The 12,394-nt window shown below is 37.2% G+C and carries 9 protein-coding genes; 6 read left to right on the top strand and 3 right to left on the bottom strand.

The window, feature by feature from the left end:
- The first annotated feature begins 47 nt into the window (after nt 1-47).
- The 5 genes from pyrR to carB all read left to right on the top strand — a co-directional run bounded on the left by pyrR (nt 48) and on the right by carB (nt 7,225).
- Nucleotides 48-590, top strand: coding sequence for a bifunctional pyr operon transcriptional regulator/uracil phosphoribosyltransferase PyrR (gene pyrR, locus ACZ2M0_RS07620; protein WP_265892468.1), 543 nt, complete (start codon nt 48-50; stop codon nt 588-590).
- 144 nt (nt 591-734) lie between these two features.
- Nucleotides 735-1,691 (top strand): aspartate carbamoyltransferase catalytic subunit, encoded by a 957-nt coding sequence (locus ACZ2M0_RS07615; RefSeq protein ID WP_490059040.1) that lies wholly within the window; start codon nt 735-737, stop codon nt 1,689-1,691.
- Nucleotides 1,691-2,968 (top strand): dihydroorotase, encoded by a 1,278-nt coding sequence (gene pyrC, locus ACZ2M0_RS07610; RefSeq protein ID WP_490059039.1) that lies wholly within the window; start codon nt 1,691-1,693, stop codon nt 2,966-2,968. Before ACZ2M0_RS07615 ends, pyrC begins: the two co-directional genes overlap by 1 nt.
- The gene (locus tag ACZ2M0_RS07605) at nt 2,965-4,050 is read left to right on the top strand and encodes a carbamoyl phosphate synthase small subunit (protein ID WP_490059038.1); all 1,086 of its coding nucleotides are present in this window, start codon (nt 2,965-2,967) and stop codon (nt 4,048-4,050) included. Before pyrC ends, ACZ2M0_RS07605 begins: the two co-directional genes overlap by 4 nt.
- Nucleotides 4,043-7,225, top strand: a complete 3,183-nt coding sequence (gene carB / locus ACZ2M0_RS07600; RefSeq protein WP_490059037.1) for a carbamoyl-phosphate synthase large subunit — start codon at nt 4,043-4,045, stop codon at nt 7,223-7,225. Before ACZ2M0_RS07605 ends, carB begins: the two co-directional genes overlap by 8 nt.
- An 89-nt stretch (nt 7,226-7,314) precedes the next feature.
- On the opposite strand, the gene ACZ2M0_RS07595 is transcribed toward carB, so the two are convergent.
- The 3 genes from ACZ2M0_RS07595 to ACZ2M0_RS07585 all read right to left on the bottom strand — a co-directional run bounded on the left by ACZ2M0_RS07595 (nt 7,315) and on the right by ACZ2M0_RS07585 (nt 11,301).
- The gene (locus ACZ2M0_RS07595) at nt 7,315-9,714 is read right to left on the bottom strand and encodes a Xaa-Pro dipeptidyl-peptidase (protein ID WP_490059036.1); all 2,400 of its coding nucleotides are present in this window, start codon (nt 9,712-9,714) and stop codon (nt 7,315-7,317) included.
- 105 nt (nt 9,715-9,819) lie between these two features.
- Nucleotides 9,820-10,197, bottom strand: a complete 378-nt coding sequence (locus ACZ2M0_RS07590) for an arsenate reductase family protein (protein WP_198178914.1) — start codon at nt 10,195-10,197, stop codon at nt 9,820-9,822.
- Nucleotides 10,198-10,263: 66 nt separating this feature from the next.
- Complete coding sequence (locus tag ACZ2M0_RS07585) at nt 10,264-11,301, bottom strand: PTS sugar transporter subunit IIC (RefSeq protein WP_490059035.1); 1,038 nt, start codon at nt 11,299-11,301, stop codon at nt 10,264-10,266.
- A 549-nt stretch (nt 11,302-11,850) separates the two neighbouring features.
- Here ACZ2M0_RS07585 and ACZ2M0_RS07580 point away from each other — a divergent pair.
- Nucleotides 11,851-12,282: a hypothetical protein gene (locus ACZ2M0_RS07580; protein ID WP_490059034.1), complete on the top strand. Its 432-nt coding sequence runs from the start codon at nt 11,851-11,853 to the stop codon at nt 12,280-12,282.
- Nucleotides 12,283-12,394 lie beyond the last annotated feature (112 nt).

The following is a 12,394-nucleotide window of genomic DNA, read 5'->3' as shown; positions in this document are numbered from 1 at the left end:
ATAGATTAAGTGCTTTTTTCATGGGCAATGTACTATAGGAGAAAAAAATGACAAAAGAAATTTGGGATGCCTCAGCAATGAAAAGAGCGTTAACAAGAATTACTTATGAAATCATTGAACGCAACAAGGGCACCGAGGACCTGGTTCTAGTAGGGATAAAAACTCGTGGTGTTTATCTGGCTCAACGTATTCATGATCGGATTCAGAAGCTTGAAGGGGTTGACGTTCCACTTGGACAGCTTGATATTACTTTATATCGTGATGATCGTCACGATGCATCATTAAAACTAGATCCCGTTGTTAATTCGAGTGAACTCGGTGTTGAAATTAACAATAAACACGTGATTTTAGTTGATGATGTTATTTTTACTGGTCGGACAATCAGAGCAGCAATGGATGCTTTAATGGATAAAGGCAGACCTAGTTCAATTGCCGTTGCTGCTTTGGTAGATCGTGGTCATCGCGAACTACCAATTCGAGCAGATTTCGTTGGTAAAAACATTCCAACTTCATCACATGAAGAGATAGCTGTTCATGTAGAAGAAATTGATAATAAAGACAATGTGGAATTAAAACCATTGCCGCAATAAAAAATTAATTCAACCGTTTAATTGGCTCCAGAGAGGGTCAGAAGGGTTTGAGTTCTTTTATTGAGTCTCTAACTATACTAAAAACCCTTTTGCTAAACCTGGAGCTGAAAAGCTTTAGGTTTATTTTTATGGAAAAGAGTAAAAATGAAAAATATTAATCTGGTTACCCTAAAATCATTTGTAAGTGTTGAAAACTTAACAGTTGAAGAAGTAATGGCACTGATTGAACGAGCAGAGTACTTTAAAAATGGTGGTGCCCGTCCACATTTAGCCCGACCGGTTTATGTTACCAACATGTTTTTTGAAAATTCCAGCAGAACTCACACGAGTTTTGAAATGGCAGAAAGAAAATTAGGATTAAGCGTAATACCATTTGACCCTGCTCACAGTTCAACCAAAAAAGGGGAAACGCTGTATGATACTTCGCTTATTATGGCAGCTCTCGGGATTGATCTTGAAGTGATCAGGCATACAGAAAATGAATATTATAACCAGCTGATCCATCCCAAACATAACCAACACCTTGATATAGGGGTGATAAATGCCGGAGATGGAAGCGGTCAGCACCCATCACAATGCATGCTTGACATGATGACAATTCACGAGCATTTTGGCCATTTTAAGAGCCTTAAAGTAGCTATCGTAGGAGATATTACCAATTCTCGAGTTGCTAAAAGTAATATGGAACTTTTGACCAGGCTGGGAGCCAAAGTTTATTTCTCTGGTCCTGATTATTGGTATGACACACAATACGATAAGTATGGTGAATATAAACCAATTGATGAATTGATTAATAAAATGGATGTAATGATGCTGTTAAGAGTTCAGCACGAACGACACGCTGGTGATCCTAATGAAGCAAAATTTGATGCCAAAAGCTACCATGCAAAATATGGAATTAACCAAAAAAGGTATGAGCAAATGAAAGATGATGCTATTATCATGCATCCGGGTCCGATTAACCATGATGTTGAACTTAGTGGTGATTTAGTTGAAGCGCCAAAGTGTCGGTTTGTAAGGCAAATGGAAAATGGCGTTTTTATGAGAATGGCAATGATTGAAGCAGTTATGCGTGGTCGCAAATTAGGGGGACTGTCCTAATGGCAACTGTAATTAAAAACGGCTATATCTATATCAGTGGAGAAATTGTGCATGGTGACCTTTTAATTAAAAAAGGTGTAATTTCTGCAATTGGTATAGGTTTGAAAGCAGAAAATATAATTGATGCCAAAAATCAATTAGTAAGCCCAGGACTTGTTGATGTACACGTTCATTACAGAGATCCTGGACAAACTGACAAAGAAAATGTCAGGACCGGTTCGCTGGCAGCAGCACATGGTGGTTTCACTACTGTTTGTGCAATGCCGAATGTGGTCCCCGTACCCAATACACCAGAACTGATGAGTAAAATGGTACAAAACAATTATGAAAATGGTGAAGTCCATATTTTGCAATATGCACCTATTACAGTTAATGAAGATACTAATGAAATTCCTGATTATGCAGCTCTAAAAAATGCTGGTTGTGTTGCACTGAGCAATGATGGCAAAGGTGTGCAAAATGCGCACACGATGTATCTGGCAATGCAAAAGGCGCAGGCAAATAATTTAATTATTGCTGAACATGCTCAAGATGATTCGTTATTCAATCAAGGTGTTATAAATGAAGGCCAAAAAGCAAGTGAGTTTAATTTAGCCCCGATTACTGAATTAGCTGAAACAACTCAAATTGCCAGAGATTTATTATTGGCGCAAAAGACTGGCGTTCATTACCATGTTTGCCATGTTTCTACTAAAAAAGGCGTTGAATTGATCAGGATTGCTAAAAGTAAAGGTATTAATGTTACTTGTGAAGTTGCCCCTCATCATCTTCTATTAGGAGAAGAAGATATTATTAATGATAATGCTAATTTTAAAATGAATCCGCCTTTGAGAACCAAAGAAGATCAAGAAGCTTTAGTTGCTGGTTTACTTGACGGTACTATCGATATGATAGCCACTGATCATGCTCCTCATACTATGAGTGATAAGCAAAATGGTTTTGCCCAGGCAGCATTTGGTATTGTTGGCAGCGAAACGGCTTTTAGTGAGCTTTACACTAAATTTGTTAAAACTGGTATTTTTACTCTTGAGCAGTTATTAAATTGGCTCACTTTGGCTCCCGCTAAAACTTTTGATTTGAAAAAAGCTGGAAAAATAGCTTTAGGTCAACCGGCAGATATTGCAATTTTCGATCTTCACAAAAAAGAAGCTATTAATGCAGCTAATTTTATGTCTAAGGGAAGGAATACTCCTTTTAATAATGATGCAGTATACGGTCAAACAGTTTTAACAATGGTTGACGGTCAGGTTGTTTTTCAAAGTGAGGAAAGTAAATGAGATATTTAATTTTAGAAGATGGCAGTGTCTATGCAGGCGAAGGCTTTGGTGGAAATCAAGAGACTAAAGGTGAAGTCGTGTTTACCACCGGAATGACAGGTTATCAAGAAGCAATTACTGATCAATCGTATGCTGATCAAATTTTAGTTTTTACTAATCCATTAATTGGCAATTATGGGATCACGCTGGCAGATTATGAATCACTTGAGCCGGGCATAAAAGGAGTGATTTGCCATGAAGTGGCACGACATCCTGATAACTGGCGCATGCAAACCACTTTACCAGATTTTTTAAAAAGATTAGATGTACCTGGTATTCAAGGAATAGATACCAGAAAATTGGTTAAAAAATTACGTGCCTACGGTACAATGAAAGGTCAAATTTGTGATTCTAAGGAGAATGCTGCTGCAATTGCAGAGCAATTAAAAGCAAGTCAGCTTTCAAAGGGCGTAGTTAAAAGAGTTGCGACTACAAAATCTTATCCTGTACCGGGCTCAAAGCGCAATATTGTTGTAATCGATTTTGGTTTAAAAAATAGTATCTTGCGGGAGCTAAGCCAAAGAGATTGCAACTGTATAGTTTTGCCTTATACTACTTCAGCTGCAAAAATATTATCACTTCATCCAGACGGCGTTTTGCTGTCTAATGGGCCCGGAGATCCTTTAGAAATGAAAGGTGCCGTTAAAATGGTTCAAGAAGTTGAAAAGCAGGTACCACTAATGGGAATTTGCATGGGTCACCAGGTTTTTGCTCTGGCTAATGGTGCAAAAACTTATAAAATGAAATTTGGTCATCGGGGATTTAATCATCCTGTACGTGAAATAGCTACTGGAAATATTGGCTTTACCTCACAGAATCATGGCTATGCTGTCAGCCGAGATTCGATTGATCCTGATATTTTAATGGTTACTCATGTTGAAGTTAATGACGGTACTATCGAAGGTTTGCGGCACAAGAAATATTCTGCTTTTTCCGTACAATTTCACCCTGATAGTACACCTGGCCCTCACGATGAAGAAGGCATCTTTGATTACTTTATGCAAATGATTGACCAAAGAAAGGATGTTGAAAATCATGCCTAAAAGAACTGATATTAAAAAAATAATGGTAATTGGTTCAGGACCAATTATTATTGGTCAGGCTGCAGAGTTTGATTATTCGGGCACACAAGCATGCCTGGCTTTGCGCGAAGAAGGTTATGAAGTGGTTCTGGTTAATTCTAATCCTGCCACAATCATGACCGATACTTCAATAGCCGATAAAGTTTATATCGAGCCATTAACTGTGGAATCTGTATCGCGTATTATCCGCAAGGAGTTTCCTGATGCTATTTTACCGACTTTAGGTGGTCAAGTTGGTTTAAATATGGCTTTATCATTAGCTAAAAGTGGTATTTTAGATGAACTAAACATTGAATTATTGGGAACAAAACTCAATTCAATTGAACAAGCCGAAGACAGAGAAAAATTTAAAGAATTGTGCCAAAAATTAGGAGAGCCAGTGCCACCGTCAACTAGTGTCAAGACAGTGCAAGAAGCATTAGATTTTGGAGACAAAATTGGTTATCCCATCATTGTTCGCCCGGCATTCACTATGGGTGGAACTGGTGGCGGTATTTGCAATGACAGGGATGAACTGGCTAAAATAGCCAAAAATGGCTTGGAATTATCTCCAGTTACAGAATGTTTAATTGAACGGTCAATTGCTGGGTACAAGGAAATTGAGTTTGAAGTAATGAGAGATCATGACGATAATGCCATGATTGTCTGCTGTATGGAGAACTTTGATCCTGTCGGTATCCATACGGGAGATTCAATTGTTTTTTCACCGTCTCAGACATTATCTGATAAAGAATATCAGATGTTGCGCGACTGTTCTTTAAAACTTATTCGGGCGTTAAAAATTGAAGGTGGCTGCAACGTTCAGTTAGCCCTAGATCCAAATAGTTTTAATTACGATGTCATTGAAGTTAATCCGCGTGTTTCTCGCTCTTCTGCCTTAGCTTCAAAGGCCACGGGTTATCCCATTGCTAAAATGGCTGCTAAAATTGCAGTGGGCCTTACATTAGATGAAATTAAGAATCCAGTAACTGGGACTACATTTGCGGAATTTGAACCAGCTCTTGATTATGTTGTTTGCAAAATACCGCGCTGGCCCTTTGATAAATTTGCCAAAGCAAATCGTGAACTTGGCACACAAATGAAAGCAACTGGAGAAGTCATGGCTATAGGCAGAACAGCTGAAGAAGCCTTTCAAAAAGCTGTGCGCTCTTTGGAAATTGACCAAAAAGACTTTTATTCAGCTGAAGCACATGATGCAAGTGATGAAGAACTGGAAAATAAACTGGTTAAAGCTCAGGATGACCGTCTCTTTTATTTAGCGGAAGCTTTTCGCAGAGGCTATGCAATGTCAGACTTACATGAATTAACCAAAATAAACTTCTATTTTTTAGACATTGTTAAGCATATTGTTGAACTAGAAAAGACTATTGCGACTAATCCAGATGATCTGGCTGTACTCAAAAATGCTAAAAAATATGGCTTTAGTGACCATACTATCGCCAATTTGTGGCATGAGGATGAAGACCAAGTGCGAGATTTGCGCAAGCAGAACCATTTAGTGCCGGTTTATAAAATGGTAGATACTTGTGCTGGAGAATTTATCTCACAAACTCCTTATTTCTATTCTACTTACGATACCGAAAATGAGAGTCGGAAGAATAGTAAAAAATCAGTTTTAGTTGTTGGTTCAGGTCCAATTCGTATTGGTCAGGGTGTGGAATTTGACTATGCCACCGTTCATTGTGTCAAAGCATTACAAAAAATGGGTTATGAAGCCATTGTAATAAATTCAAATCCAGAAACCGTTTCAACCGACTTTTCTGTTTCTGATAAATTATATTTTGAGCCACTTACTTTAGAAGATGTCTTAAATGTCTGTGATCTTGAGCAGCCTGAAGGTGTAATTATCCAATTTGGTGGTCAAACTTCAATTAATTTGGCAGCTGGGCTAGAAAAGCATGGTGTTAAAATCTTGGGTACCAGTGTGGAAGACCTGAACAGAGCTGAAGATCGCGAATTATTTGATCAAGTAGTAAAAGAATTGGGCTTGAAGCAACCGCAAGGAATTACGACTACTACACATGATGGTGTTATCAAAGCAGCAGACAAGTTGGGGTATCCCGTTTTAGTCAGACCAAGTTATGTTTTGGGTGGAAAAGCAATGGAAATTGTTTATAATCAGCCAGAACTTGAAGATTACCTGCAAAATCATGTGGATATTGCAAGCAGTCATCCAATCTTAGTTGATGATTATCTTGATGGGCGCGAGTGTGATGTCGATGCAATTTGCGATGGCGAAAGGGTACTTATTCCCGGAATAATGGAACATATTGAACATGCTGGAGTTCACTCCGGAGATTCCATGGCTGTTTATCCTGCTCAAACATTTTCTCCCACAATTAAACAAAAAATAGCCGACATTACTAAGAAGTTAGCGTTAAAGCTTAATTGTCGCGGAATCATGAATTTGCAGTTAATTGAGCGCGATGGTGAAATTTATATTATTGAGGTCAATCCTCGTGCTAGTCGTACTGTACCTTTTTTAAGTAAGATTACTTCTATTGAAATGGCGCAGGTGGCAACCAGAGTAATTATGGGTGAAAGTTTACAGGAACAGGGTTATGATGATGGCCTGGCACCAGAAACTAAAATGATTAGTGTTAAAGCCCCAGTGTTCTCATTTAGCAAACTTTCTGATGTTGACAGTTATTTAGGACCAGAAATGAAGTCAACTGGTGAGGTCATGGGTAGTGATTTTAGTTTTCCTAAGGCACTTTACAAAGCTTTCTCAGGTGCAAACATGCAGATCCCTGACAGCGGCAATATTTTATTAACAATCGAAGACCGTGATAAACAAGAAATTTTGCCTATTGCCAAAAGATTTGCCCAAATCGGTTACCGTATTTTTGCTACCAGTGGTACAGCAACATTTTTAAAACAAAATCATTTACATGTTGCTTTGGTAGATAAAATTCATGAAGACACTGACACAAATATCTTAAATGAATTGAAAACTGGCAAAATTGATTTGGTAATTAATACTATGGGACATGATCTGGCTAAAACATCTGATGGCTTTGTCATTCGTCAGACTGCTATTCAGCAAAATATTCCGCTTATTACCAGTCTGGATACTGCACGTGCATTATTGACTGCTTTAGAAAACAGATCGTTTGCTACAATAAACATCAAATAAAATTTGATAATTTAAAAAGCAACTGTGTTTTTAACACGGCTGCTTTTTATGTTTAACTTTTAAAAGTTCTGGCATAAATAAAATTAGATTTATTTAATACTAAATTTAATGGCAGTTTCAGACAGATCAATTGTGTAATCTGTATTTTCAAGAGGTCTTTTGGTCATTCCTTGATCAGTAGAATAAATAATTAAACAAAGTTTGCTGCCAGCAGGCATTGTGTAATAAGTTGGCTGTAATTTAAACTGCAAGTCATAAAACTCACCGGCTTTAATACTACGTGGCTTTTTCATATCTGCGTAATTCTGCAGATTCATGTGGGCTTTAGTAATTAATTTAGCATGAGTTAATTTGTCAGGCATAAATTCTTGCAAAGAGTCAAGTTGAAAATGAAAACCCAGTTCTTGACCACCCGACATTAAAATTTTGGGAGTAGGAGTTAAGCGCTTGCGATCAGCAATTTCTACCAGGGCAACGGAAATCTGTCCTTTGGTAAGACTTGATGAAACACGCAGACGTATTTCTGGTCGACCAACGATTGTTACTGGATGAATAAATTCATCCGTAGTAAAACGCAAACTAGCTTTTGACCATTTTTCTTCACCACAAATAAATTGGTATTGCCAGTCATTCTCAGAAATTTTTGCCTTCTTAAATTCAGTTCCACCAACATCGGTAAAGGAAAGTTTTTGTTTGCTGCTAGCATCTTTTGTTAACTCATTATCTGAATTAGGGATATAAACAGTTTCACTGCCAATGTCGTTACACCAATCCTTTTCTTTGTGCCACTGATCTGCTTTTAAATTATCTTGAATAAGCACAGTTGGCCACTGCTTGTATGCGTTATTTTCAATGCCCAGGAGTTCATGAACCAGCCATAAGTTCATTAGATCAGTAAAATCAATTGAAACCAAATTATTCATATTATAATGAGGTCCCTGATGCAAGAAAAGGTGATGTGCAATAGGAAGGTTTTTGACCTTTTGCCAAATTTTATAGACGTTCTTAGGCTTGACATTCCAGTCATTTAAGCCATGGACGCTAATCCAGGAGCATTTAATATTATCAGTATGGTGGCGATAGTTGCGTTTTTCCCAGAAATCTGAATACTGACCAGTTTTGCGATCAGCCTTTTTTAGTAAAATCTTCTGCATTTCGTCAAACTTAGGCTTAATTTTTAAATAATCTCCAGCATCCCACAAATTAGACTGACAAGTTTCTGCAAGCATATCCAAATCTTCACCTTGGCAATCTTCTGGTGCAATCACCAAGCCATGCTCGCGGTAATAATCATACCAGGAAGAGATGGCAGCTTCAGAAATGACTGTTTTTAAGCCAGCTACACCTGTAGTAGCAATGGCTATTTGCAGAGTCCCTAAATAGGAACGACCAGTCATCCCAATTTTTTTGTTACACCAAGTTGCTTTAGTTTCGTGCTGCCTTGTTCTATCAGTATAAGCAATGCGGTCTCCGTGCAACCATTCAATTATTTCCTTGGCACTTTCGGTTTCTTCCGGAGCACCAGTAATTCTAAGACCGTCGCTGCCTCGAGTCCCGATAGCGCCAGCAAAAACACTGGCAAATCCACGAGCCAGCATATATTCATTCAGACCGTAAGAAGATTTGCCGACGGCTTGTTCTACCGGCCTAGATGAGCTTTCACTATCCAGCGGCTTTTTTGCTTTAACAATTGCAGAGGCCCGATATTGTGGATTAGTCCACTCAGTCGCATCAGTCAAATTTTCATCTACGTTGTGGTTGCGCTTTTCGTTATCAATGATACCGCCAAAATAGGGACTAGCAGTGTAAAGAGCAGGAACCGGTAAAGTTTCGCTTTCAATTGGACGAAAAATTGTCGTTTGTAAAAGATCACTCTTCCCATCACCGTCTATATCCAAATCACTTTCAACATAAACGACTTCTCGGATCACCTTGCTGGTATCAAAAACAGGCATACTTTTACCATTAAAAAAGAGAAATTTATTCGGCGCAAATTTCGTTTTTCTATTGTAAAAATAGCCTTGACCCGCCATGACATCTATTAGCAGTTGTCCATTTTTGGCGCGCGTGTTAAGCAAACGATAAAAAGCTTGAATAAGAGATTTCTTGTCGTTAATTTTCTCAATGTAAGGTAACGCCTGCTTTTTCATAAAAGCCAAAGGGTCATTTAGTTGATAATCATAGCTAACATGGTAGCCAAGAAGTTGCAAAGCAACGTTATAGAATTGGTTAGGTGTAATTTCTTCTGGATTGGTATCTAGAAAAGCATTAAGAGGCTGGACTTCTGAAACTGCAAACTCAGCTAATTTTGCTTTGCGTGCACTTTCGTCTCGTGGGTCAATCACTGCCACTGCATTTGCGGTAAGTTCACCTAAAAGATTTGAAAAGGAACGTTTTTCATAATCCATTGGTAAAAATTTAATTTGCAGTAATTCTTTAACTTGTGTTTTGTAATCAGTTTTCACATAAGCATATTGATTATATTTCATAAAATTCTCCTTTTTGTATTATTTTACCTGTTATGCCAAATATTAGAAAGTCAGTGGTGAGAATAAAAAAAGAGGGTTACTAAATAATTAGAACCTTCTTCTTTCTTAGTTATCATTTTTCTCGGATTTAAGCCACACCTCTTGGTAATTTTTTTCATTAAAACCACAAGTGAGCTGATCATTTTCAACCACTAATGGACGTTTAATTAACTTACCATTTTTTGACATCATGTCAGCGGCATCTTCAATAGACATATCTGCTATCTGATCTTTGAGATGTAATTGACGATAATCTTGCCCGTGAGTATTAAAAAAGTACTTTAACCCACGGTCCTGATGCTGACTCATCCATTTTACTAGATCTTCTTTTTTTGGTGGCTTTTCAACCAAATCTTGAAATTCAAATTTAACATTGTGATCGGTTAGCCATTTTTGAGCAGCTCTTGAAGTTGAGCAGCGTTTATAACCATAGAATTTGATCATTTTCATACCCTCCCTATTTAATTATAGCAACAAGTTATTAAAACAAGAAGGGTAGAGCATTTTAAACTAACTGAAATCTAGTTCAAAGTCTTTGCTGGTAAAAAGATGAACTTTGTTATTAAAGAGGTAATTCATTGCGATACCTAATGCAATAGGTAACACAAAGAAAAGAACAGCAATCAGTAAAATATTAACCAAATTCGCTGGTCGATTTGCCATGGCGGCAATAGGGCCAATTAATCCCGAAAAGCCAAATCCCGCACTCATTGGTGTACCTTGAATTTGAAATATTGCACCTAGAGCACCCATTATACCGGCGTTAATTAAAAGCGGGATTAGCAACTTGGGATTAGTCATTAGGTTTGCCATTTGCATTTTAGGAGAGCCCAAGAAGTGGGCAATTGAGGTACCAAAACTATTTGCTTTCCAACCGAAAACAGCTAAAGAAAAAGCAACAGCTGTGATACCTAAATTGGCAGAACCGGAAGCTATGCCAGAAATGCTTATCGCGGTGGCAATACCGACTGAAGAAATGGGGGAAACTATAAGCAACCCAAATACTATTCCCATCAACATTCCCATAATAATTGGTTGCAATGCCGTCAATTTTTCAACACCGACTCCAATCAAACTGGTTAATTGACCAACAGGGATGCGCGTGAGACAGCCAATTCCTCCGGCAATTAGCAGAACAAGCAGTGGAACTAATAGAATTGTGTATGCTTTTAATTTCTTACCAAAAAACAAAACTAGGCCGTAAGCTATCATAATAGTGATGGCCGTGTTAATAACGTCACCACTGCCCATTACTGCAACTTTACCTTTGTTCATCACAAAGTTACCAGCTCCAGCTGTTGCTGCTAAGGCAATAGATGAGGTTTGGATTGGTGTTAATTTACCAGTCATACCTACACAAACAGCACTGATTGCTGGCAACAATGCCGAAGCAAAGGTGGTCAAAGCTAAAATAAAGCTTAATTGGGGCATGCTTGGCAGCAATGCTTTTACCAATTGATTAATTAGGGCTCCAGGAATTAAAGCAACAACTATACCCGTTGATAAGCCATTTAGTGTATCTAACGTAATTTTTTTCAAAGAATTCATTTTACTCTCCCAATAAAAAACTCACACAGATGACGACAACTGTGTGAGTTTTTAGAGAAGAAAGTACTTAAGTCTTTAAACCACACAATTGTCATGAAGATTGAACTGTGTGTCTAAGACAATGACAAACTAGGCACTCAGATCAAATAGCTGAAGTACCAGAAATAATATTTTACTTGCGGTTGATTAATTTTTTTAATTGCCGTCATAATCTTTACCTCTCATAAATATTTAAGAAATATCATAACTTAACAACATAAAAAAAGCAAGACTATTTTTAAAGAAAATTTTTCATTGGTATACCAAGCTTTAAACACTTAGTAATTATCTCGTTTAAAGAAATAAGGTTAGTTAATTATTAAAAAATTGGATATTCCTTTTGTTAAAACAGCTAGCGCAAAGTTGATAATATTTTTGAATAACTTTTTAATAACTACTAGAATAATGTCGAGTAAAATATTGAATAGGTTTTACAACAAATGATTATAGAAAGAAGTGTTTATTATCTCACTGTTTATTAATTGCATCAGTTTTTTAGGAGATTGGTTGTTGTTTGCCTTTCCTCTTTATCAGGGATTAATGGAACTTTATGATTATGAATGGTTTTTGAAAGAATTTAACCAATCGAGTAAAGCACAACCAAAAATTTCTCCTTTGTACTGGATTATACCTATCGTCAAAATTTATCTTGAAAAACGGCGTGCAGTCAAAATTCTAGGTAGTATTATCAAAAATGAATCTGATTTGCGTACAGCTATGAGTTTTATTGATAAAGCTACAGCTTGGTATTTTGTTTCTCTTGGTGGTTGGTTGAAGATGGTATCTTCTCTATATGAATTTATCGGAGAACTTCATGAAGACAGCATTTTGCTTTTAGTCATTGGCACTATTGTTTTAACCTTTTTGGGAATTTTTTCTGGTTATTATCGGTTAAATCCTAAGCGGCAAAAAAATTTGATTTCAAAAATTAAGAAGGACTAGAATTATTACAAAAAGTTTCTGGAAAAAACTAGTTTCCAGACCACGAAAAAAGAACGATGATTTCCTTACGGATTTCATCGTTCTTTTGCTATACTTTTAGCTTCTGCCTTGA

Source organism: Lactobacillus sp. VURO6/B1 (VP7) (assembly GCF_058139575.1).
This window is presented reverse-complemented; position numbering and strand designations above follow the sequence as displayed.